Below are 22,303 nucleotides of genomic sequence, written 5' to 3' on the forward strand. Positions count from 1 at the left end.
AGTAATATTCGAAATGACAAATAATTCTTATACCTAATTTTTAAAACTTCCTTTTCGGCTTTGCAATTCGCGTTAAGGATAGAGCAATTGTTTGAGCTCTTTTTTGTTTTTCACAAAAAAAGCGAGTGCGAAAGCCTGACCTGAAAGGGAACGCCCAAATAATTTTATAAAACTCCTACTTCTTGCATGCAAGATTTCATCATGTGGTAAGTTCGCTCAATATCGTTGTCTAAACCGATTGAAAAACGAATTAAACCGTCTGAAAGGCCCATTTCTTTTTGCTCGTCTTCTGGAATTTCGGAAGATGTTGAACTTCCTGGAGCAGAAAACAACGTTTTATAAAAACCTAAACTCACAGCCAAATAACCCAAGTTTTTGTGTTGCATTAACTCCATTAATTCGTTGGCTTTGTCCAAAGAACCAACATCGATTGTTAACATTCCTCCAAAACCATATTCAGGATTCATCATTTTTTTGAATAAATGATGGGAAGGATGAGATTCTAAACCTGGATACACTGTTTTTAATCCATCTTTTTCGAATTTTTCAGCCAAAAAAGCTGCGTTAAAACTGTGTTGTTTCATTCGAATATGCAAGGTTCTCATGTTTTTAAGAATGGATGCCGCTCGCAAACTATCCATTGTAGAACCCAGCAACATACTTGCACCATCGTTTACATTTCGCAAATCGTTAATGAGTTCTTGCGAACCACAAACCACGCCACCAACTGTGTCTGAAGAGCCGTTTATAAATTTTGTTAAACTATGGCAAACAATGTCTGCACCTAATTTTGCTGGAGAAATTGACAGTGGAGAAAATGTATTATCTACCACTAATTGTAAATTGTGTTTTTTCGCTAACGCTGATAAACCTGCAATATCTGCAACCTCTAAAAGTGGGTTACTTACTGCTTCGCAATATAAAACTTTGGTGTTTTTTGTAATTGCTGCTTCTACAACATCCAACTTTGTGATGTCTACAAAAGTGGTTTCTACATTAAATCTTGGTGTGAAATTCTTTAAGAAAGCGTAAGTTCCACCGTAAATTGTTCTACTTGAAACAATATGGTCTCCTGCTCCACACAATTGCATTAAAACTGGCGTAATTGCGCCCATTCCTGATGCTGAAACATTGGCTGTTTCAGTGCCTTCCATTGCTGCTAGTGCTTCGCCTAAATATAAATTTGATGGCGTTGAATGACGAGAATATAAATAACAACCATCTGCATTTCCCTCAAAAGTATCGAACATTGTTTTTGCGGATATGAAGGTGTAAGTTGATGAATCTGAAATGGATGGATTTACACCTCCGAATTCGCCAAAGTATTGTAAATCTTGAATTTTATCTGCTGGATTGAATTTCATACTATTCGTTTTTAATTTAAGTCAAAATTAATAGTAAATAGATTATTTATCAATACAAATGAATAAATACAGTTTTTATTTCTATTTTTGAATTCATAATTAGTTTTAAAAACTACAAACAGTTAAAATATTTACTATTTTTAGATAATTTTCAATTTAGATGTTAGACAAAATCGATAGAAAACTGATTAATTTGCTACAAGAGGATAGTAAACAGACTACAAAACAGCTGTCTTTACAGTTGAATTTATCTGTTACTGCAGTTTATGAACGTATAAAAAAATTAGAAAAAGAAAAGGTGATTGAAAAGTACGTAGCTATCATCAATAAAAATAAAATTGAAAAATCTTTTTTGGTTTTTTGCCATATTAAATTGGTGCAACATTCCAAAGAATATGTAACTACTTTTGAGCGAGAAATTTTAAAATTAGAAGAAGTTTCCGAATGTTTTCATGTAAGTGGAGATTACGATTATATTCTAAAAATTTATGCAAAAGATATGGACGAATATCGAGATTTTATGGTCACAAAATTAACTGCCATAAAATATATTGGAAGTACACACAGTATTTTTACCATCGAAAAAGTAAAAAATACAACTGCTATAAATCTTACTTAAAATGCAAACCACCAACTATAAACTTACTGAACTTTTTGTACTATTTGTTTTAATTCCAATCAGTTTTGTTTTGGAGTATTCACCTATTTTAAAATTGATTATTGGTGTTTCGGGTTTTGCATATATACTTTATGTTATTTTAAAGGTTGAAAAAATTCAGTTTAAAATTAAAAAAGATATCCATTGGAAAAACTTTTGGAAAACGACACTTTTTAAGTCCATAATTATTGCTGTTTTTACAACTATTTTTGTTTGGTTTACAGATACAGAAAATCTTTTCGAAATAGTCTTAAACAAGCCTTTTAAATGGATGATATTTCTATTTATTTATGCTTTTTTTTCTGTGTATCCACAAGAAGTATTATTTAGAACCTTCTTTTTTAAGCGATATGAGAATCTTTTCAAAAATGAAAGATTTTTTATTTTTATAAATGCTGTCTTGTTTTCTTTAGCACATTTATTCTTTCAAAACACAGTTGTGATTGTCATCACTTTTATTGGTGGAATTTTATTCGCAATTACCTACAAAAAAACGAAATCTACCTTTTTAGTTTCTGTTGAACATGCTATTTATGGCTGTTGGTTATTTACTGTTGGAATGGGAGAAATGTTGGGCTTTCCTTCTTAAAATATAAAAAAAGAAAACCCAAAACTTTCGTTTTGGGTTTTAGAAAAACTTAATGTTTTTTTTAGCTATTTGTTACTTTGTTACTTTGTTACAACTGTAAATTGTAACTCCATAATATCGTCGATAAATTTATCTTTTAAATTATCGAAAAATTTCTTAGACCCATATTTTACATTAAAATCTGCTCTGTCTATATTAAATTTTTCACTTGCAAAAGTCGTAACATTTCCTTCTGTAGAAATCGTAGCAGGTATTGTAATACTTTTAGTAACATCCTTTAATGTTAAGTTCCCTGTTACAGCTAATTTACCGTCATTTTCTTCTACATTTGTGATTTCGAATTTAGAAGTTGGGTATGTTGCAACATCAAAGAAATCTGCATTTTTTAAATGCCCTTCTAATTTTCCAGCTCCTTCAGAACCAGCCATATCTTCATTTGTAATTGTAGACATATCTATTACAAAAACTCCATTTGTAAGCTGTCCTTCTTCAACAACTAAACCTCCACTTTTTAAAGCGACAGTTCCATTATGAGCTCCTGTTGGTTTTGTTCCTTTCCAAGAAATTACAGACGCTTCTGTATTAACATTGTTTAAATCTGCAGCATTTACTTTTACTTCTACAGCTTCTTTTACCTCTACTTTTTCTTTTTTGTCTTTACATCCAGTTAAAACTGAAGCTGCAACTACTATTGATAAAATTATTTTTTTCATTTTTTTTTAATTTAATTGATTTTTAATTTTTGGATATTTATTTTCCATGGCAAATATACAACTAATTTATTTTCCTTGGAAACTATTTTTTACTTTTTTATTAAAAAATTAACAACATGTGCAGCTGCTTGCAATCCAAAAGCTGCTGGCATGTAGCTTATGGTACCATAATAAGATTTTTTAAAATTGGTTCCGTCTGTAATTTTAACGCTTGCAGGAATTTGAACTTCTTCTGAATACACCGCTTTTACACCTTTATCTACCTTTCTTTCTTTTAAACGCTTTCTTAAAACTCTTGCCATTGTACAGTTCTTTGTTTTGCCAATATCTTTTACACGAATTTTGGTAGCATCTAATTTACCTCCAGCTCCCATTGAAGAAATAATTTTAACTTTCTTTCTTCTTGCAGCCACAATTAAATTAATTTTTGGTGTAATAGAATCTATACAATCTAAAACGTAGTCAAACTCTTTTGAAACAATTTCATAGGCTCTTTCTGGTGATAAAAATTCTTTTAAAACTGTTAATTCTAAATCTGGATTAATATCTTTTAATCTTTCTGATAAAACTTTTGTTTTCGCTTTACCAACTGTAGATTGTAATGCAGGTAATTGTCTGTTAATATTTGTTTCATCAAAAACATCGCCATCTACAATTGTCATTTTTCCAACGCCAGCTCTAGCAATAAATTCTGCTGCATAACTTCCAACTCCCCCTAAGCCAACAACTAAAATATTGGCATTTTGTAATCTTTCAATTCCTTCTTTTTGCACTAAAAGTTCAGTACGTTCTAACCAACTCATACTCTAAATATATTTCTAAAATTTTGTTTTATTATATGTTGAAGTTCTTCAACTTCTAACCTTTTTATGTTTGCTACTTTTTTATAAACTTCTTGAATTGCAACTTCTGAATCGTCTGTTTCTAAAAACAATTTATCTAAAGGAATTTCTGAAACTACTTTTTGCAGTTTTTCAGTCTTGATAACTGCTACTCCAATTGATAAAATAATTCCGTTTTTAATTAAACTTTCTGCAACTTGTTGGTTTTTATTAAAACCGTGTAAAATCCAAATTTGTTTTGGTTTTGTTTCTTTTTTTATTTCAATAATTTCTTGAAATGCTTTTACACAATGTATAATTAAAGGTTTGTTGTGTTTTTCTGAAAGTTTCACTTGTTTTCTGAAAACTTCTTGTTGAAGTTTAAAATCTGCTTCTGTAATTTTATCTAAACCACATTCGCCCAAAGCAAAACAATTTTTATGCTGAAGTCTTTCTTCTATAATTAAAAGTTCTTCTTCGATTTTATTTTTATTGATAAACCAAGGATGAATTCCGATTGAAAAAGGAGAAGAAAAATCTACTGAAGTTGGATATTTATTTTCAATAGAAAACACGTTTTCAACCGATGATTTTTTGTGAGTATGGATGTTGATAAAATCCAAATTAGTTATTCTTTATTTTTTGAATCGATGATGATGGTTACTGGACCATCATTTAACAATTCGACTTTCATGTCTGCACCAAATTCTCCAGTTTGTACTTTTTTCCCTAATTCGTTTTCCAGTGTTTTTACAAAATTCTCATATAAAGGAATCGCAATTTCTGGCTTCGCTGCTTTTATATAACTGGGTCTGTTTCCTTTTTTGGTAGATGCTTGCAACGTAAACTGACTCACAACAATCGCTTCTCCATTACTTTCTAATAAAGATTTGTTCATTACTCCATTTTCGTCATTAAAAATGCGAAGATTTGCCACTTTTCGAACCAACCAATTAATATCTTCTTGAGCATCTTCATTAACAATTCCCAATAAAACTAAAAGTCCGTTTTTGATTTCTGCAACTTTTTCTTCATTAATAGTTACACTTGCTTTAGAAACTCTTTGAATTACAATTTTCATAGTCTACTCATTATCTTCTTCGTTCCAAATATCGGTTCTAAAATGCTCTGATTCTTCTTCGCCTTCTAAAATTTGTAAGTAACTTTTATAACGAGACCAAGAAACTTTTTCTTCTTCTAAAGCTTCTTTTACAGCACATTTTGGCTCTTTTGTATGAATACAATTATTGAATTTACAGTCTTGCTTTAACGCAAAAAACTCTGGAAAATAATCTCCCAATTCGTATTTATCGATATCTACAACTCCAAAACCTTTAATTCCTGGTGTGTCTATAATTTTTGCGTCGTTTTTATTTTCGATACTTAAATCGAACATTTCTGCAAATGTAGTTGTGTGTTTTCCTTGGTTATGTTGGTCGGAAATTTCTTTGGTTTTTAAGTCTAATGTTTTGTCTATTGCATTTACCAAAGTGGTTTTTCCAACTCCAGAATGTCCAACAAACATAGATGTTTTACCCAACATCATTTCTTTAATAGTATCTACATTTTTATTTTGTGTTGCAGAAACTTCTACACATCTGTAACCAATGGCTTCGTAAATATCTTTTAAGTATAAAATTTCTGCTCTTTCTTCTATTTCGTAAGAATCTATTTTATTGAAAACTAAAATTACATCGATTCTGTAGGCTCTTGCAGAAACTAAAAAACGGTCTATAAACGTGGTAAATGTTGGTGGATTATTTATAGTAATTAGTAAAAAAACTTGATCGATATTTGATGCAATAATATGTGTTTGCTTGGAAAGGTTTACAGATTTTCTGACAATGAAATTATCTCTGTCTAAAATCTTTTTTATAACACCTGTTTCTTCGTCGTTTTTTGCTTCTAAATCGAAGACCACTTTGTCGCCAACCGCAATTGGATTGGTGCTTTTAATATCTTTTATCCTGAATTTTCCTTTGATTCTACATTTGTAAAATTCTCCATTATCAGCTTTTACCTGATACCAACTTCCTGTAGATTTATAAACTGTTCCTGTCATTATTACAAAGATGAGAATAAATTACGAATTTGTAATAAAAAATAAACCTCACAGACTTAATATCTGTGAGGTTTGTATATTCTAAAAGTTAGTTTTAATAACTTCCTTTTTAGGTTTGCGCTACGCGTTAAGGATTGAACGGCTTGTTTGAACTCTTTTTTGCTTTTCTGCAAAAAAAGTGAGTAGTGAAAGCCTGACCTTTAGGTAACGCCCAAAAACTATCCGTTAATTACTTTTTCTTGATGATTGATAGATTCTTGGTGAATTGCCTTGAACATTTTCAATACAAATTCTTCACTTAAACCTTTGCTCTCACCTTCTAAAATCATGTTTCCAAGAATTTCGTTCCAACGTTTTGATTGTAAAACAGCAACATTCTTTTGTTTTTTTAAAGCGCCAATTTCGTCAGAAACTTTCATTCTTTTTCCTAACAATTCGATTAATTGATCGTCTGCAACATTAATTTGCGCTCTTAAACCGTTTAAAGCATTTGTATAATCTGCTTCTGTATTGGTTTCTTTTCTGATTTTTAAATCTTCCATGATCTGCTTCAACTTTGTTGGTGTAACTTGTTGTGCAGCATCTGACCAAGCGTTTTCTGGGTCGAAATGAGTTTCGATCATTAAACCATCGAAATTTAAATCTAACGCAGTTTGACAAACATCTTGAATCATTTCTCTGTTTCCTGTAATATGTGAAGGATCGTTAATTAAAGGTAAATCTGGAAACTTATTTTGGAATTCAATTGCTAATTGCCATTCTGGAGTGTTTCTATATTTCGTTTTTTCGTACGTAGAAAATCCTCTGTGAATTGCTCCTAAATTTTTGATTCCTGCTGTGTATAATCTTTCAATTCCACCTAACCAAAGAGCTAAATCTGGATTTACCGGATTTTTAACCAATACAATTTTATCTGTTCCTTGCAAAGCATCTGCAATTTCTTGCATGATAAAAGGAGATACTGTAGAACGTGCACCAATCCATAATAAATCTACATCATTCTCGATTGCTAATTTTACGTGTGCAGCATTTGCTACTTCTGTACAGGTTTTCATACCTGTTTCTTCTTTTACTTTCTTTAACCATCTTAAACCAATTTCTCCAACACCTTCAAACATTCCTGGTCTTGTTCTTGGTTTCCATATTCCTGCTCTAAAATAGCTTACATCAGAATCTTTTAGTTCGTGTGCAATTTTTAAAACCTGTTCTTCGGTTTCTGCACTACAAGGCCCTGCTATTACTAGTGGATGATCTAATTTCATATCGTCCAACCATGTTCTTAATTCTTTTGTATTCTTCATTTTTCTACTTATTGTGGCTTATTATTTTATGCCGTTTAAAATTTGTTTTATATAATTTGTATTCTCCATTTCGTTAAAAATTTCAGAGAAATTATCTTGTTGCATCAACTCTTTAAAATGCTGTAAATTATTGATGTATTCTTCTAATGTTTCTATTACGTTTTCTTTATTTTGTTTAAAAATTGGCGTCCACATTGCTGGCGAACTTTTTGCCAAACGAACTGTAGATTCGAAACCTGAACCTGCCATATCGAAAATATCGCGTTCATTTTTTTCTTTATTAATTACTGTTTTCCCTAACATAAACGCACTAATGTGGGAAAGGTGCGAAACATACGCAATATGTTTGTCGTGTGAAACTGCATCCATATATCTAATACGCATTCCAATTGCTCTAAAAAGGTCTAATGCTTTTTCTTGCAACTTAAAAGTTGTTTTTTCTACTTCGCAAATAATATTCGTTTTTCCTTTATACAAGCCAGAAATTGCTGCTGTTGGTCCAGATTTTTCTGTTCCTGCAATTGGGTGACAAGCCAAAAAGTTTCGTCTTCTTTTATGATGTTCAACAGATTTACAAATTGCTTCTTTTGTGGAACCTGCATCTACAACCAGTGTATTATCACCGATTTTATCTAAAATTGTTGGTAATAGTTTTACAGTTGCATCTACTGGAATTGATACGATTACCAAATCTGCATTTTCTAAATCGTCTAAAGTTGCTTTTTTGTCAATCAGTTTTAATTCTAATGCTTTGTTTAGCGTTTCGTCTTTTCTGCTAATTCCATGTAAAACAGTATCTGGATAATGCTTTTTAATGTCGATAGCGAAACTTCCGCCAATTAAACCAATACCAATAAAAATATATTTTTCATAATCTATAATCTTGATATAGCTTCTTTAATTATTTCTGTTGTTACACATAACGAAAAACGAATATATCCTTCCCCTTGAGAACCAAATATTGTTCCTGGTGTTATAAAAATATCGTTGTTATATAAAACTGAATCTGTAACTTCTTCAGATTTTTTACCTTCAGGAATTTTTGCCCAAACAAATAAACCTGTTGCGTTTTTACTATATTTTGCATCTAATTTATCTGCTAATTCCCAAATTAAATTTCTACGTTCTGTGTAGATTTTATTTTGTTCTGAAAACCAAGAATCTGATAATTGTAATGCCTCAATTGCGCCTTTTTGAATTCCGTAAAACATGCCAGAATCCATATTAGATTTTACTTTTAATATTTCGTTGATGTATGTTGAATTCCCTAAAACCATTCCAACTCGCCAACCAGCCATGTTAAAAGTTTTACTTAAAGAATTCAATTCTAAAGCAATGTCTTTTGCGCCTGCTACTTGTAAAATACTTATAGGATTATCGTTTAAAATAAAACTATAAGGATTGTCGTTAATGATTAAAATATGATGTTTTTTTCCAAAAGCAATCAACTTTTTAAAGGTTTCTAAAGTTGCATTTGTTCCAGTTGGCATGTGTGGATAATTTACCCACATAATTTTAACTTCAGATAAATCTTGAGCTTCTAATTCTGCGAAATTTGGTTGCCAATTGTCTTCTGCACTTAAATTATAAAAAAGTGGTTCTGCACCTACTAATTTGGTGACAGATGTATATGTTGGATATCCTGGATTCGGAATTAACACTTTATCGCCTTCGTTTAAAAAAGCCATAGAAATATGCATAATTCCCTCTTTACTTCCCATTAATGGCAACACTTCATTTTCTGGATTCGTTTCTACAGAAAATTTGTTTTTATAAAAAGTTGAAATAGCATTTCTTAACTCTGGTAAACCTTGGTAAGATTGATATTTGTGAGCAGAAGCATCTCCTAAACTTCCTTGAATTGCTTCTAAAACTTTTGCTGGTGGTTGCAAATCTGGAGAGCCAATTCCCATATTGATAATTGGTTTTCCAGCAGCCATTAATTCTCTTACTTCTCTTAATTTTTTAGAGAAATAGTATTCTTGAACAGTATCTAATCTTTTTGCAGGTTGTATCATTTTATTTTCTGCCGTTTTTATAAGTTCCTAAAATTTTGAATTCTTCTGCCATTATTTCTATAATCGCTTTTGCTTTTTCGTATTCCTTATATTCTTCGAAAGTAACATCTACAAAAAACGAATATTTCCAAGGCATTTCTATTACTGGCAAAGATTGAATTTTTGTTAAGTTCATTTTACAATCGCTTAACACATTTAAAATGGCTGCCAAACTTCCTCTTTTATGATTCAATTGAAATTTTAAAGATGCTTTATTTACTTCCTCATTAATTGCTGGCTCGTTAGTTTGTACAATTACAAATCGTGTTGAATTGTCTTTTATCGTCTGAATTTCATCTTCTATAATTGCCAAATCGAAAATTTCTGCGGCTATTTTTGGCGCAATTGCAGCAATTCCTTTTAAATTTTCTTTTGATATTCTTTTCGCAACTTCAGCAGTATCTACATCTTCTACCAACTTTATATGTGGGTGTTTTTTGAAAAACTCCTTGCACTGTAACAAAGCCATTGGATGCGACCAAACTTCTTTTATATCTTCAATAGTTTGATTCCCTAGACACATTAAATGATGATGAATATTCAAATATTCTTCACCTATTATATGTAGGTTATTATTATCGATTAATGCATAATTAGGAATTATAGAACCTGCAATCGTGTTTTCTAAGGCCATTACTCCCAAATTGGCAGTTTTATCCAATAAACTATCCACCAAAACATCAAAAGACATGCATTCTTTTAGCTGAATGTCGTTTCCATAAAAGTCGCGTGCAACTTTATGATGATTTGAGCCTTCTGCTCCTTGTATGGCGATTGTTTCTTTCATTATTTGTGATAAAAAAATATCAAAAAAAAAGTCTCGAAGTAAATTCGAGACTTTATATATATTTTATGTTTCTTAACAACATGATACAAAGTCTCTCCTCTTACTAAAAAAGTAAAAGTAAAAATAGAAACGATTCCAAGTTGTATTAAACATCTAAATTCTGTTTGTTTGAGTGACAAATCTAAAGATTAATTTTAGATATACAAATATTATTGTGTTTTTTACAACAAATTTAATAAATCATTAAAAATAGTGTTATAAATTCTGTGAGAATTACGAATTTCTTTAATAATCTTTCAATCAATAATTAATATGAAATTCTTAATATATATAATTATAAATAACATTGATAAAAAAAACGTTTATTTATTGCATGTTAGAGGTAAATATCTCTTTACATCGATATTTAAATAAATAAAATAATAGTATATTTGCACCTTCAATGAAAAAATTTCGTTGATATACATAAAAATCATTTAAATAATATTGGCATGTACTTAACTAAAGAAGTAAAAGAAAGCTTATTCGAAAAACACGGTAAAGGTAAAAACGATACTGGTTCTTCAGAAGGGCAAATTGCATTGTTCACTCACAGAATCAATCACTTAACTGAGCATTTAAAGAGAAATCGTAAAGATTTTAACACAGAACGTTCATTAGTAATGATGGTAGGTAAAAGAAGAAGTTTATTAGATTATCTAAAGAAAACTGAAATCAACAGATATCGTGCGATTATTAAAGAATTAGGAATTAGAAAATAATTCTTACCAAAAAGAGGCTCTATAAACGTGCCTCTTTTTTATTGAAAAATCTTGAAGCTTTTTTGCTTCAAAATATTATAATATTTATTCCCATAAAATGGGAATCTAAAAAGTTAATTTTTAAAGCCTAACAAACTTTAAAAATTTAAAAGTCTGATGCCAACTACATCAGCAATCATATAAAAGATCGGAATTACCAACAATAATTCTGTATTTCCATTGCAACAACAGACAACAACACAACAACAAACAGTAATTTAAAAATTAGAATTAAATTTATGATTCCAAAAGTATTTAGAGAGGTTATAGACCTTGGAGATGGAAGAACCATCTCATTAGAAACCGGTAAATTAGCGAAACAAGCTCACGGTTCAGTTGTTGTTCAAATGGGTAAAGCAATGTTATTATGTACAGTTGTATCTAGCTACAAAGCTGGTACAGTAGACTTTTTACCATTAACAGTAGATTATAGAGAAAAATTTGCTGCTGCAGGAAGATATCCTGGAGGATTCTTTAAAAGAGAAGCAAGACCAAGTGATGGCGAAGTTTTAACAATGCGTTTGGTAGACCGTGTTTTACGTCCATTATTTCCAAAAGATTATCATAGTGAAGTACAGGTAATGATCCAATTAATGTCTCATGACGAAGATGTTATGCCAGATGCATTAGCAGGTTTAGCCGCTTCTGCAGCTATTCAATTGTCTGACTTTCCATTCGAATGCCCAATTTCTGAAGCACGTGTTGCAAGAGTAAATGGAGAATTCGTAATTAACCCAAACAGAGCACAATTAGCAGAATCTGACATTGATATGATGATTGGAGCAAGTGCTGATTCTGTAATGATGGTGGAAGGTGAAATGGATGAAATTTCTGAAGAAGAAATGGCAGACGCAATTAAGTTTGCACACGAAGCTATAAAAGTACAATGTGCTGCACAAGTTCGTTTGGCTGAAGCTTTCGGAAAGAAAGAAACAAGAGAATACGAAGGTGAAAGAGAAGACGAAGAATTAGCTGCAAAAATAAACGACTTTTGTTACGACAAATGTTATGCAATTGCTAAAAAAGGAACTTCTAAAGCAGAACGTTCTGCAGCTTTCGACGAAGTAAAAGAAGAATTAAAAGCTTCATTTACAGAAGAAGAATTAGCTGATTATGCAGAATTGGTTGGAAAATATTTCAACAAAGCTCAAAAAAATGCAGTTAGAGAATTAACTTTAGCTGAAGGTTTACGTTTAGATGGTCGTAAGACTGACGAGATTAGACCAATTTGGTGTGAGGTAGATTACTTACCATCAGTACATGGTTCATCTATATTTACTCGTGGAGAAACGCAAGCATTAGCAACCGTAACTTTAGGAACTTCTAGAGATGCTAACAAAATAGACATGCCATCTTACGAAGGTGAGGAGAATTTCTATTTACATTATAACTTCCCTCCTTTTTGTACAGGTGAAGCAAGACCATTAAGAGGAACTTCTAGAAGAGAAGTTGGTCATGGTAACTTGGCTCAACGTGGTTTAAAAGGAATGATTCCAGACGATTGCCCATATACAGTAAGAGTTGTTTCCGAAGTTTTAGAATCTAATGGTTCTTCTTCTATGGCAACTGTTTGTGCTGGAACAATGGCATTAATGGATGCAGGAGTTCAAATGACAAGACCAGTTTCTGGTATTGCTATGGGATTAATTTCTGATGGAGATCGTTACGCAGTTTTATCTGATATTTTAGGTGATGAAGATCATTTAGGAGATATGGATTTTAAAGTAACTGGTACTTCTGAAGGAATTACTGCATGTCAAATGGATATTAAAGTAAAAGGACTTTCTTACGAAATTTTAGTGAATGCATTAAAACAAGCAAGAAGTGGTCGTTTACACATTTTAGAGAAATTGACAGATACTATTCCTTCTGCAAACGAAGATGTAAAAGCACATGCTCCAAAAATGATTAACAGAAGAATTCCTAATGATATGATTGGTGCATTTATTGGACCAGGAGGTAAACATATTCAAGAATTACAGAAAGAAACAGGAACTACAATTGTAATTACTGAAGATGCTGTAACTGAAGAAGGAATTATCGAAATTTTAGGAACAGACCCAGCAGGAATCGAACAAGTAATTGCTCGTATCGAATCTATGTTATTTAAACCCGAAGTTGGTAGCGCATACGAAGTAAAAGTTATTAAAATGTTAGATTTTGGTGCTGTTGTAGAATATGTGGAAGCTCCAGGAAACGAAGTTTTATTACATGTTTCTGAATTAGCTTGGGAACGTACAGAAAACGTTACTGATGTTGTAAACATGGGTGATGTTTTTGATGTGAAGTACTTTGGTTTAGACCCAAGAACTCGTAAAGAAAAAGTTTCTAGAAAGGCATTGTTACCAAAACCAGAAGGTTATGTAGCAAGACCACCAAGAGACGATAAACGTTCTGGAGGTAGAGATAATCGCGGACGTGATAACAGACGTGATGACAGAAAGCCAAGAGCACCAAGAAAAGAGGATTAATTATCTCTTCTTAAGAATATAATAATCAACCTGTTAAGCTTTAAACTTAACAGGTTTTTTTGTATATTTATGGGAATATATTTATAATTTTTATTATTTATGACAAATGTCTCTCTAGAAGCTTTTACACACAATTCTCAACATTGTATTGCTATAAAATTTCCTTATAATTTCGAATTAAAAGAATATATAAAGCAGTTTCATGGTGTTCGATGGACAAAGACACATAGCACATTTTATATTTACTATAACGAAGTAAGAATTGAAAATTTAAAAATATATTTAGCAAAAGGAGACATTCAAATTATTACAAATAACAAAAACGAAGTTGCACAAAGAATATCGACAAGAGGTATAAAAATTGAACAAAAAACTTTAAATAAAGAAAAAACGATTGTTTATAAACATTATTTGGACTATTTAAAAGGAAAGCGATTTAGCAAAAGTACTATAGCGAGTTATAGTAATTTTATTCTAGAATTTTTACGTTTTACAGAACAAAAACCAGTAGATAATCTCAACGAAAATGATGTTAGAAACTATATTGAGTGGGCAGTTACCTCATTAAATTATGCTGTAAGCACACATAGACAAATGGTTAGTGGCTTTAAGCATTTTGCTCATTTTTACCCAGCTTGCTCTATTAATATAGATAAAATTTATATGCCTAAAAAAGATAGAAAACTACCTATTGTTTTAAGCATCGAAGAAGTAATATCTCTATTGCAAGCGACCAAGAACCTAAAACATCGTGTAATTTTGGCGATGTTATATTCTTCTGGCTTACGAATTAGCGAAATTATAGATTTACAATTAAGCGATTTCGATTTTAAACGAAAGCAACTTCACATTCAAAATAGCAAAGGTCGTAAAGATAGATATGCCACAATAGCCGAAAGTGTTTTTCCATTGATTAAAAACTACTATAAAACCTATAAACCTAAAAAATATTTTATAGAAAATCCAAAAGGCGGTAAATACAGTGCAGAATCTATTCGCTCTTTCTTAAAACAGAGCTTAAGATTAGCAAAAATTACTAAAAATGCAACACCACATACATTAAGACACAGTTATGCAACGCATATGTTAGAGCAAGGAATTGGCATAAGACATATTCAAGAATTATTAGGGCATAGTAGGCCAGAAACTACGATGATTTATACACACGTAACCAGAAAGGATTTAGAGCAAATAAAAAGTCCTTTAGATACTGCAATAAATAATTTATCTTTACAAGGATATAACAATAAAGAAATTTCCATATCCTGATTTATTTACGGGATATCGTTAATAAAAGTTATTATATAACGAGTTAGCTTTAATGCTCGGGACATTGCAAAACCGAAAATTTCAGGTTTAAATCAAAAGTCATTTAAAGCAGAATTTAAAAATAAAATGCGGAATATTGAGCTGAATAATCACTCAAACTCTGAATTGAATTGCGTCTGACTTTTTAGCTCGTTTGCGGAATCGAAAACTGAATTGAAAAGCGGAATTTCATTCAATCAGAATTTAGCAAGTTGCGGAATTGCCTACTCAAAATCTGAACAAAAATATTGCGGAATTTGAGCAAGTTTGCGGAATGAAAGTCGAGCTGAATAAAACATAAAATGCGGAATTAAAAAGCTGACCGAAATTTAATATTGAATAAAAAATAAACGGACAAAAAAGCACTAAAGCTAACAAAGTATAAAAATAATTGCTACTTTTAGCTTAACTAAAGGCAGTTGCAATTTTGCACACTTCTGAATTTCATGCTGAAATTCCTCGCGCACAAAATCGCAACTATTCTTATACAAAACCGTTAGGCAACATTTGACAAAAATCGAGAATAATAGATGAATTGGATAATTTCAGCAAATTCCAAAATGTACGACCATTCAAGTTCATTTGAACATTATGGTTCAATAGATTGGAGACAAGGAAAAACTAAATTTGAAGTTGGAGATATAGTTTACATTTATTGTACACGACCTTTAATGATGTTGCAGTACAAATGTATAGTTGACAGAATTGATTTAGACTCTTCACAAATTAGAGACGATAAAGAATATTGGATTGACCAAGAAGAATATTTAAAATCTTTAGATGGAAAATTTATGACTTTAAGGCTAATTGAGCAGATTTCAAACAACAGAATGAAACTTGTGAATCTTAAAGAAAATGGACTGAAAGCAGCACCTCAAGGTCCAATGAAAATTAAAAACGAAATTCTACAAAAGTACATTGACACTTATTTCACAGATAATTATCAAACTGACTTTTTTCCAGAAACTTTAAAAGAAAGTGAAACGGAATACGAAGGAGCAAAAAAAACAGTAATAGTAAATAAATACGAACGAAGTTCAAAAGCACGAGAAAACGCAGTAAATTATCACGGACTGAACTGTAAAGTCTGTAATCTGAATTTTAAAAAAGTTTATGGAGAAATTGGAGAAGATTTTATTCACATTCATCATATAGTTCCAATTAACGAAATCGGAAAAAATTATAAAATCGATTATAAGAAAGACTTAATTCCTGTTTGTCCGAATTGTCATTCTATGTTACACAGAAAATTGAATGGAAAAGAACCAACAATTGAGGAATTAAAACTAATGATGGAAAAATAAAAACGTTGCCTAACACCATATATAATTTATTGCTAGTTCTAGCCTACTTACGAAAATCCTCTCGGATTTTCTTGGTTCGTGTTTTATTTACTAAATTAGTTGCTTGAAACACGCAACAAACCATATACAACAACGTTGCCATTAATTTAAGAAAAACCGTATTGATAGGAAAAATTAAACATATAATCGTGATTGAAAGCCTTCCCGAAAGTGATGGAATTACTTATACAGGAAAAGCACTTTACGATGATGTAATTGAAAGACGAATTAGACTTTACGAAAAAGATTTTACACATAATTTACATCAAGTTAATAGTAAAAACGATTTTATTGAAATTATAAAATATTATCAAACTAACGCAGAACATTTAACTGGTGGACTACTTCTTCATTTTGAAATACACGGAGACGATGATTTGCAAGGTTTAGTTTTATCTAATGGAGAATTAATTATTTGGAGTGAAATCATTGACCTTTTGCGACCTATAAATATAACGAATAACAACACTTTGTTTGTGACAATGGGAGTTTGCAATGGTAGATTTCTATACAAAGGAGTTGACCCTTATAAAAAATCACCTTATTCTGGTTTTATTTCTGCAAGTCAAACTGTAAGTCCAGAAGAAATTTATGTGAGTTTTAGTAAATTATTCGAAGATTTATTAGAGAATGGGAATATCGTGGAATCTTATTTGGAATTGGATAAATTAAAAACCAATTTCTATTATAAGGATTCTGAAAGTACATTTGAAGAAGCATTTAAAAGTGTTATTAATAAATTCAATAATGACGCAGAATTTAAATCAAATTTTCTTAATGAATCAATTGAATTAACCGAAAAAGCAACTGGAACGAAATTAAGCGAAATGGAATCTGATATCATCTTCAAAAAAGCAATGGTCGATATGTACGATGCTCAAAAAAAGGCTTTTGAATTTGAAAAAGGAGAATAAAAACTAATGGCAACACCGTATATAATTTATTGCTAGTTCTAGCCTACTTACGAAAATCCTCGCGGATTTTCTATTCGGTTTTTATTTGTTAACTTAGTTGCTTAACCACGCAACAAACCATATACAAACACGTTGGCAACAAGCAAAAACTGAACGAAAAATGAAAAACATTCTACTCATTTTAACATCTATTTTAATAGTAAGTTGTAATTCTGAAAAAAAAGGAATTGAAAGTGGAACATTTGATTTGTATGAAAATGACTCTATAGTTGGAACTATTTATAGAATTAAAAATTTTCAGATTGAAAAAAATTTAGATAATTCTGAATTAATTGCACAAGTTGAATATCAAACAGACTCTACTTATTTGGTTAGTGGAATTGAAAAGAAAAAAATCGGAATTGATTCAATTATATGGTTGAATACCTATAAAAAAATTACTGAAAATAAATATCAAATTGTAGCTAAACCGAACAACTCAAATCTTGAATATGAATATCGAGCAATACTTTTAAAAACTCAAGAAAAAATCCCGAAAGAATACGCTGATAAATTAAACAAGTTGAACGAAAAATAAAAGCCAGTTGCCAACACCGTATAAAAAAAATTGCTAAATTAGTGCTTAACTAAAGGCAGTTGCATTTTTATCAACTTCTGAATTTCCTTCGGAAATTCCTCGCTGACAAAACCGCAACTTTTCTTATACACAGACGTTGTGCGTCATACAAAAACACCCTCGTAACTGAATGTTTGAAGAGTTAGAAAAATACAAATCAAAAGACCATTTCTTTTTTGCGACAAACGAAGAACTTGGAAAAGTATGCAACGCACCAAAAAATGGAGTTGGAATTTATCTCGTTTACGAACTTAAAAACGGGCGAATTAATTTGGTTTACATTGGTTGTTCCGGAAAAATAAAACAGAACGGAACTAAAAAAGTGCGGATTGGCGGAATGTGCGACCGAATTATTAACGGAAAACAATTTGGCGGACCAAGAAAACAAACTTGGAAACTAAAATTGACAGATGAAAAAATAGACGCACTTGACGTTTATTGGTATGAAACTTTTGATAAAAACAATACCGACATTCCTTCTTTCGTGGAAGGTTTGATTTTGCAAAGATACTTTGAGATTTACGGGCAACTTCCTAAATGGAACAGAGAGTTTTGACCAATGAAAACAATAATCGAAACCACACAACTAGAATTTGATAAAAGTGATTTTTTAATTGACTTAGTTAAGCACGACAATGGAAAACTTTATGTTGAGATAATTCAAACTATCCTTGACTCAAACAAGAAGTCGGAATCAATTAAAATCAATCCGTCAGTTTTATCAGACATTATCAAAGTCCTTCAAAGTTATCAAGCCAAGCTTCCCAACAAATCGGAATTGGACTTAAAACATATCACAGAAATCGACCAACAAAAAATTCAATCCAATTATTTGAAAGGCGTGACGATAAAAGATTTGGCTATGCAATTTGACCAAGAAACTGAACTAATTGAAATGATTTTAAGAAACAAAGGAATTGAAATAGTGGAAAATACATTGCCGAAACCAAAATTTTGGCGAAATAACAAAAACAGGAGAAAACGAAAACGAAAATAAAGTACGAACGCACAACAACGTGTATAGCTCATTGCTAATCAGTTGATTAATCCAAAATAAAAGCATATTTGGAAAGTCGCCAAATTTTTAAATTTGACGATTTCCAATAAAAAGATAAATAGTGAAATTTAAAAATCTGGCTTGTGCTCAACCGAAAAATAATCGCTAATTTACACGCAACGAGCCATACACAAAACCGTTGTGCACAAGCTAAAAAAACGACTAATCGAAATGAAAAATATAGAATTTAAAATCGGAATAGTTCCAAAAACATCTGAAATAATTGAGGTTTATGATAGTTCGGGAATCAAAAGACCGACAAAAGATAGCGACCGAATTACTAAAATGTATAAAAATTCTAATCTGATTATAACCGCGTGGTTGAATAATGAGCTGATTGGAATATCACGCTCAATAACTGATTTTTGTTATGCTTGCTATTTGTCGGATTTAGCTGTGAAAAGCGAATACCAAAAAGAAGGAATCGGAAGGCAACTAATAAAACTGACAGAAAAAGAAATAGGTAAACAAACTGCATTAATTTTGCTTTCCGCACCATTAGCAATGGAATACTATCCTAAAATTGGATTTGATAAAGTTGAAAATGGATTTATAATACGTCGAACTGAATAATTTAATTTAGATATAAAAAAGCCTGATGCACAACACTGTATAAAAATAATTGCGGTTTAGTGCTTAACCAAAGGTCGTTGCGAGTTTGTAACGTCTGATTTTCCTTCGGAAAATCCTCGCATACAAACCCGCAACTATTCTTATACAAACACGTTAGGTGTAATTAAACCAAATCATCACCATTCCAAGTTTCAGAATTGGAATCATTATCTTTATAAAACCGAGCTTTAGTTACCATTTGTTCTACTTTATAAGCGAATTTCATAGGTAATGGCTTTCCTGCTTCTTTAACAAAACCAATTTTAATATCGGAATGAAATTTATTTTCCAACCGAACATCATTTATCTCTATTTCATTTGGAGTGTATACAATATCAGAATCGGAATCGGATATTTCTTTTACATCAATAATAGCAATACCAAAATAACTTCTTCCTGAATCTGGATTTGCTATAAATTTACTTATCTTTTTTATAAAGTTTGGAGTTGAATAATCGAGTCTATTGACTGAAACTTCATCTAAACCTGCAGGTGTAGTAAATGAGTTATTTCTTAAAGATTCATCACTTTTTATATTCATTGGAGAAAAAATCGTTCTAGATATTTTTTCTGATTCCGAGAAATCATTTGGAATACGAATCTCTTGTGTAACATCTTTTTTATTAGACAGCCCTAATATATTTTGCAAGCATTTCAATATTTTCATCTGATATTTCTAAATTATCAAAAAACAAAGGTTCAGAAGAATTGAATTTCGCAAAATATGAAAATGATTCATTTCCTACTTCTAAATATACTTTTTCATTCAATTTATTAGTCCATTCAAAAGAAATTGTTCCGTGTGGATTTGGATATAAATCATCTAAACTTCCAACAATTTTATCATCTAATAAATTAATTAAATAAATTGTATTACTCGCACTTTCTATTTCTAAAGGCAATGCCTTGTAACCATCCCAATTATTAACCAATGATTTGAATGATAAAATATCTTGAATTACTTCTTTTTTAGTAAATCTAATTTTTTGAAAATTATTAACTGATTCAATAAACTCATTAATTAAATTATCACAGTCACTAACAATTCCTAAAGAATTATCTTGAATTTCTTGTTTGATATTATAACTTTTAGATTCATTCGCATATATAGATGGAGAAGAACATAAAAGAGCTGTTCCTAAAACACCTACCTTTAAGTACTTAAACGAAAATGACGATGCTAATTCATTGTAATCTTCCATTATAACATCCAAATCAGAATTTGAATCTACTATTTTATAATTTTTAGTTTCCATTTAATATTGATTTTGCATTATCGTTTATTAATGTACAAAAAACATTGTAAACTTCATCATTTATATCATCAAAAACTGCACCAAGTTCAGACAATTGACTTATAGTGTGTTTTACTAACTCTATATCAATAATTACTTGTCCAATTTTCATATTTGAAACAGGAGGTATATTCATACCATATTTCAAATTCAAATAAAAATCATCATTCCTATAATTGACTGATTGTAAATTATGATTTATTAAGTCAGTATTAGGAAAAGAATCGACATTACCAATAACACTATTATTTAACAAGAAATAAAGAATGCCATTTGGATTATCATTGTTGTCAAACTCTATAATATTTATTTTTTTTAAAGATATTCTATCTAAAACATCAATTTTCCCATTAAAAAACTTATCAATTAAACTTAATAAACTTCTTATATTATCTGATGACTTATAAGCTGTATTGTCAAATGACAATGAAAAAATTCTTTCGTTAATTTCGATTGTTGTTAAACCATCACTTGATTTAAGAATATAGCTTTCATTTCCTTTTAATTGTTCAAATTTAGGGTTTTGATTACCCAAAGTTATCTGAACACCATTACCTTCGGCTTTTACAAATCTTGGAAATGATTCTGAAAATACTGACTTGATAGATTCTTCATTTAACTGAAATTTATCCGATTTTTTAAAGTCAATTCTAAAGACAACTTTTCTTAAAAAATTTCTATTAAAAACTTTGTACTCTGATTTTTGAAATCCAAACACTTTTAAATTAGTTTTAGTATAAATAGTTTGCAAATTTACTTAAAAAAAAGGATTAAATCTAATAAAACTACACCTAACACTGTGTATAATTAATTGCTTGGCTATCGCCTACTTACGAAAATCCTTGCAGATTTCCTATCCAGTTTATATTTGCTAACTTTAGTGCTTGAAACACGCAACTAATCATACACAAAACCGTTGTAGCACATTTGAGAAAAACGATGAAACATATATTAATTCTATTCTTTTTTACAATTTCATTTAACTCGTTTTCACAAAATTGGGAACTGAATGATATTGACAAAACCAAAGAATACGGATTTCAATATACTTTTTCATTTCAAAACGAAAATGACAAAAACGAGTTTAAGGTTTCCGAAAAAAAGAACTCAAAAAGAACTGAATTAAAAGGTCAGATTTTTGACAAACTTAATAATCCGATTTCAGGAGTTTATATTAAAATCATTTCCAAAAACAAAACTTTAAGCAAACAAATACAAGCCGATTTTGAAGGAAATTTTAAAACGGAATTACCAACTGGAGAATATTCGATTGAAATAAATTACGTGGGATATGACCAATTCAAAACTGACTTTAGAATTAAAGAAAACTCAACAACTGAATTTAAAATTAAACTCGGATTAGGACAAGAATTACGGATTTATCAAATTGACTCAAAAACAGAACTAACTGACAACGAAATTTCAGAAATTATAGATTGTGTTAATGGAAAAAGAAAATCAAAAAGTTTCAGCACAACCGAATGTTCTGAAAAAAATAAATATAACGTAACAATACAAATATAAAAACGTGCTAC

General features: G+C 30.5%; 25 protein-coding genes. 12 read left to right on the plus strand and 13 right to left on the minus strand.

Features of this window, described 5'->3' with window-relative positions; all coding sequences use genetic code 11:
• Nucleotides 1–164: 164 nt before the first annotated feature.
• The gene (locus H9I45_RS08470) at nucleotides 165–1,364 is read right to left on the minus strand and encodes an aminotransferase class I/II-fold pyridoxal phosphate-dependent enzyme (protein ID WP_088355414.1); all 1,200 of its coding nucleotides are present in this window, start codon (nucleotides 1,362–1,364) and stop codon (nucleotides 165–167) included.
• A gap of 160 nt (nucleotides 1,365–1,524) precedes the next feature.
• Here H9I45_RS08470 and H9I45_RS08475 point away from each other — a divergent pair, with 160 nt between their 5' ends.
• Together H9I45_RS08475 and H9I45_RS08480 are read left to right on the plus strand one after the other, a co-directional pair.
• On the plus strand, nucleotides 1,525–1,983 hold the full coding sequence (locus H9I45_RS08475; protein ID WP_088355413.1) for an Lrp/AsnC family transcriptional regulator: 459 nt from the start codon (nucleotides 1,525–1,527) through the stop codon (nucleotides 1,981–1,983).
• Between the two features lies 1 nt (nucleotide 1,984).
• Nucleotides 1,985–2,611: a CPBP family intramembrane glutamic endopeptidase gene (locus H9I45_RS08480; protein ID WP_088355412.1), complete on the plus strand. Its 627-nt coding sequence runs from the start codon at nucleotides 1,985–1,987 to the stop codon at nucleotides 2,609–2,611.
• Nucleotides 2,612–2,691: 80 nt separating this feature from the next.
• On the opposite strand, the gene H9I45_RS08485 is transcribed toward H9I45_RS08480, so the two are convergent.
• The 9 genes from H9I45_RS08485 to H9I45_RS08525 form a co-directional block, all read right to left on the minus strand.
• The gene (locus tag H9I45_RS08485) at nucleotides 2,692–3,324 is read right to left on the minus strand and encodes a YceI family protein (protein WP_088355411.1); all 633 of its coding nucleotides are present in this window, start codon (nucleotides 3,322–3,324) and stop codon (nucleotides 2,692–2,694) included.
• 89 nt (nucleotides 3,325–3,413) lie between these two features.
• Nucleotides 3,414–4,127 (minus strand): tRNA threonylcarbamoyladenosine dehydratase, encoded by a 714-nt coding sequence (locus H9I45_RS08490; protein WP_088355410.1) that lies wholly within the window; start codon nucleotides 4,125–4,127, stop codon nucleotides 3,414–3,416.
• A complete protein-coding gene (locus tag H9I45_RS08495; RefSeq protein WP_176397608.1) occupies nucleotides 4,124–4,768 on the minus strand; it encodes a TatD family hydrolase in 645 nt (214 codons plus the stop codon). Before H9I45_RS08495 ends, H9I45_RS08490 begins: the two co-directional genes overlap by 4 nt.
• 5 nt (nucleotides 4,769–4,773) lie before the next feature.
• Complete coding sequence (gene dtd, locus H9I45_RS08500) at nucleotides 4,774–5,226, minus strand: D-aminoacyl-tRNA deacylase (protein WP_088355408.1); 453 nt, start codon at nucleotides 5,224–5,226, stop codon at nucleotides 4,774–4,776.
• 3 nt (nucleotides 5,227–5,229) lie between these two features.
• Nucleotides 5,230–6,207: a ribosome small subunit-dependent GTPase A gene (gene rsgA, locus H9I45_RS08505; RefSeq protein WP_088355407.1), complete on the minus strand. Its 978-nt coding sequence runs from the start codon at nucleotides 6,205–6,207 to the stop codon at nucleotides 5,230–5,232.
• A gap of 218 nt (nucleotides 6,208–6,425) precedes the next feature.
• Complete coding sequence (locus H9I45_RS08510; RefSeq protein WP_088355406.1) at nucleotides 6,426–7,508, minus strand: bifunctional 3-deoxy-7-phosphoheptulonate synthase/chorismate mutase type II; 1,083 nt, start codon at nucleotides 7,506–7,508, stop codon at nucleotides 6,426–6,428.
• A gap of 21 nt (nucleotides 7,509–7,529) precedes the next feature.
• The gene (locus H9I45_RS08515; protein WP_191141255.1) at nucleotides 7,530–8,387 is read right to left on the minus strand and encodes a prephenate dehydrogenase; all 858 of its coding nucleotides are present in this window, start codon (nucleotides 8,385–8,387) and stop codon (nucleotides 7,530–7,532) included.
• Entirely contained in the window at nucleotides 8,384–9,526 is a 1,143-nt protein-coding gene (locus H9I45_RS08520) for a pyridoxal phosphate-dependent aminotransferase (protein WP_088355404.1), read from the minus strand. The genes H9I45_RS08515 and H9I45_RS08520 overlap by 4 nt, the downstream gene beginning before the upstream one ends.
• A gap of 1 nt (nucleotide 9,527) precedes the next feature.
• Nucleotides 9,528–10,352, minus strand: a complete 825-nt coding sequence (locus H9I45_RS08525; protein ID WP_088355403.1) for a prephenate dehydratase — start codon at nucleotides 10,350–10,352, stop codon at nucleotides 9,528–9,530.
• Between the two features lie 491 nt (nucleotides 10,353–10,843).
• Here H9I45_RS08525 and rpsO point away from each other — a divergent pair, with 491 nt between their 5' ends.
• The 9 genes from rpsO (at nucleotide 10,844) to H9I45_RS08570 (ending at nucleotide 19,434) form a co-directional block, all read left to right on the plus strand.
• Entirely contained in the window at nucleotides 10,844–11,113 is a 270-nt protein-coding gene (gene rpsO / locus H9I45_RS08530) for a 30S ribosomal protein S15 (RefSeq protein ID WP_088355402.1), read from the plus strand.
• Between the two features lie 278 nt (nucleotides 11,114–11,391).
• Nucleotides 11,392–13,623: a polyribonucleotide nucleotidyltransferase gene (locus H9I45_RS08535; protein ID WP_088355401.1), complete on the plus strand. Its 2,232-nt coding sequence runs from the start codon at nucleotides 11,392–11,394 to the stop codon at nucleotides 13,621–13,623.
• Between the two features lie 99 nt (nucleotides 13,624–13,722).
• Nucleotides 13,723–14,892 (plus strand): tyrosine-type recombinase/integrase, encoded by a 1,170-nt coding sequence (locus tag H9I45_RS08540; protein ID WP_088355400.1) that lies wholly within the window; start codon nucleotides 13,723–13,725, stop codon nucleotides 14,890–14,892.
• Between the two features lie 569 nt (nucleotides 14,893–15,461).
• Complete coding sequence (locus tag H9I45_RS08545) at nucleotides 15,462–16,235, plus strand: HNH endonuclease (protein WP_088355399.1); 774 nt, start codon at nucleotides 15,462–15,464, stop codon at nucleotides 16,233–16,235.
• A 161-nt stretch (nucleotides 16,236–16,396) separates the two neighbouring features.
• Nucleotides 16,397–17,188: a hypothetical protein gene (locus H9I45_RS08550; RefSeq protein WP_088355398.1), complete on the plus strand. Its 792-nt coding sequence runs from the start codon at nucleotides 16,397–16,399 to the stop codon at nucleotides 17,186–17,188.
• Between the two features lie 160 nt (nucleotides 17,189–17,348).
• Entirely contained in the window at nucleotides 17,349–17,765 is a 417-nt protein-coding gene (locus H9I45_RS08555; RefSeq protein ID WP_140422785.1) for a hypothetical protein, read from the plus strand.
• A 169-nt stretch (nucleotides 17,766–17,934) separates the two neighbouring features.
• Nucleotides 17,935–18,360 carry a hypothetical protein gene (locus H9I45_RS08560; protein ID WP_088355396.1) on the plus strand — a complete coding sequence of 142 codons (426 nt, stop codon included), beginning with the start codon at nucleotides 17,935–17,937 and terminating at the stop codon, nucleotides 18,358–18,360.
• Nucleotides 18,361–18,363: 3 nt separating this feature from the next.
• Nucleotides 18,364–18,801, plus strand: a complete 438-nt coding sequence (locus H9I45_RS08565) for a hypothetical protein (RefSeq protein WP_088355395.1) — start codon at nucleotides 18,364–18,366, stop codon at nucleotides 18,799–18,801.
• A gap of 231 nt (nucleotides 18,802–19,032) precedes the next feature.
• Nucleotides 19,033–19,434, plus strand: coding sequence for a GNAT family N-acetyltransferase (locus H9I45_RS08570; protein ID WP_191141225.1), 402 nt, complete (start codon nucleotides 19,033–19,035; stop codon nucleotides 19,432–19,434).
• A gap of 163 nt (nucleotides 19,435–19,597) precedes the next feature.
• On the opposite strand, the gene H9I45_RS08575 is transcribed toward H9I45_RS08570, so the two are convergent.
• The 3 genes from H9I45_RS08575 to H9I45_RS08585 are packed head-to-tail and all read right to left on the minus strand — an operon-like array spanning nucleotide 19,598 to nucleotide 21,486.
• Entirely contained in the window at nucleotides 19,598–20,122 is a 525-nt protein-coding gene (locus H9I45_RS08575) for a hypothetical protein (RefSeq protein WP_140422779.1), read from the minus strand.
• On the minus strand, nucleotides 20,097–20,729 hold the full coding sequence (locus H9I45_RS08580) for a hypothetical protein (RefSeq protein WP_088355214.1): 633 nt from the start codon (nucleotides 20,727–20,729) through the stop codon (nucleotides 20,097–20,099). Before H9I45_RS08580 ends, H9I45_RS08575 begins: the two co-directional genes overlap by 26 nt.
• Nucleotides 20,719–21,486 (minus strand): hypothetical protein, encoded by a 768-nt coding sequence (locus tag H9I45_RS08585; protein WP_088355215.1) that lies wholly within the window; start codon nucleotides 21,484–21,486, stop codon nucleotides 20,719–20,721. The genes H9I45_RS08580 and H9I45_RS08585 overlap by 11 nt, the downstream gene beginning before the upstream one ends.
• Nucleotides 21,487–21,707: 221 nt before the next feature.
• Between H9I45_RS08585 and H9I45_RS08590 the strand changes: the two genes are divergently transcribed.
• Complete coding sequence (locus H9I45_RS08590; protein WP_088355216.1) at nucleotides 21,708–22,292, plus strand: carboxypeptidase-like regulatory domain-containing protein; 585 nt, start codon at nucleotides 21,708–21,710, stop codon at nucleotides 22,290–22,292.
• Nucleotides 22,293–22,303: the final 11 nt, after the last annotated feature.

Source organism: Polaribacter haliotis, assembly GCF_014784055.1.
Lineage (GTDB): Bacteria > Bacteroidota > Bacteroidia > Flavobacteriales > Flavobacteriaceae > Polaribacter > Polaribacter haliotis.

Excerpts from the sequence above, each read along its gene's own strand:
- H9I45_RS08470 (WP_088355414.1), bottom strand. The coding sequence starts at position 1,364 with ATGAAATTCAATCCAGCAGATAAAATTCAAGATTTACAATACTTTGGC.
- H9I45_RS08475 (WP_088355413.1), top strand. The coding sequence starts at position 1,525 with ATGTTAGACAAAATCGATAGAAAACTGATTAATTTGCTACAAGAGGAT.
- H9I45_RS08480 (WP_088355412.1), top strand. The coding sequence starts at position 1,985 with ATGCAAACCACCAACTATAAACTTACTGAACTTTTTGTACTATTTGTT.
- H9I45_RS08485 (WP_088355411.1), bottom strand. The coding sequence starts at position 3,324 with ATGAAAAAAATAATTTTATCAATAGTAGTTGCAGCTTCAGTTTTAACT.
- H9I45_RS08490 (WP_088355410.1), bottom strand. The coding sequence starts at position 4,127 with ATGAGTTGGTTAGAACGTACTGAACTTTTAGTGCAAAAAGAAGGAATT.
- dtd (WP_088355408.1), bottom strand. The coding sequence starts at position 5,226 with ATGAAAATTGTAATTCAAAGAGTTTCTAAAGCAAGTGTAACTATTAAT.
- rsgA (WP_088355407.1), bottom strand. The coding sequence starts at position 6,207 with ATGACAGGAACAGTTTATAAATCTACAGGAAGTTGGTATCAGGTAAAA.
- H9I45_RS08510 (WP_088355406.1), bottom strand. The coding sequence starts at position 7,508 with ATGAAGAATACAAAAGAATTAAGAACATGGTTGGACGATATGAAATTA.
- H9I45_RS08520 (WP_088355404.1), bottom strand. The coding sequence starts at position 9,526 with ATGATACAACCTGCAAAAAGATTAGATACTGTTCAAGAATACTATTTC.
- H9I45_RS08525 (WP_088355403.1), bottom strand. The coding sequence starts at position 10,352 with ATGAAAGAAACAATCGCCATACAAGGAGCAGAAGGCTCAAATCATCAT.
- rpsO (WP_088355402.1), top strand. The coding sequence starts at position 10,844 with ATGTACTTAACTAAAGAAGTAAAAGAAAGCTTATTCGAAAAACACGGT.
- H9I45_RS08535 (WP_088355401.1), top strand. The coding sequence starts at position 11,392 with ATGATTCCAAAAGTATTTAGAGAGGTTATAGACCTTGGAGATGGAAGA.
- H9I45_RS08540 (WP_088355400.1), top strand. The coding sequence starts at position 13,723 with ATGACAAATGTCTCTCTAGAAGCTTTTACACACAATTCTCAACATTGT.
- H9I45_RS08545 (WP_088355399.1), top strand. The coding sequence starts at position 15,462 with ATGAATTGGATAATTTCAGCAAATTCCAAAATGTACGACCATTCAAGT.
- H9I45_RS08555 (WP_140422785.1), top strand. The coding sequence starts at position 17,349 with ATGAAAAACATTCTACTCATTTTAACATCTATTTTAATAGTAAGTTGT.
- H9I45_RS08560 (WP_088355396.1), top strand. The coding sequence starts at position 17,935 with ATGTTTGAAGAGTTAGAAAAATACAAATCAAAAGACCATTTCTTTTTT.
- H9I45_RS08565 (WP_088355395.1), top strand. The coding sequence starts at position 18,364 with ATGAAAACAATAATCGAAACCACACAACTAGAATTTGATAAAAGTGAT.
- H9I45_RS08570 (WP_191141225.1), top strand. The coding sequence starts at position 19,033 with ATGAAAAATATAGAATTTAAAATCGGAATAGTTCCAAAAACATCTGAA.
- H9I45_RS08580 (WP_088355214.1), bottom strand. The coding sequence starts at position 20,729 with ATGGAAACTAAAAATTATAAAATAGTAGATTCAAATTCTGATTTGGAT.
- H9I45_RS08590 (WP_088355216.1), top strand. The coding sequence starts at position 21,708 with ATGAAACATATATTAATTCTATTCTTTTTTACAATTTCATTTAACTCG.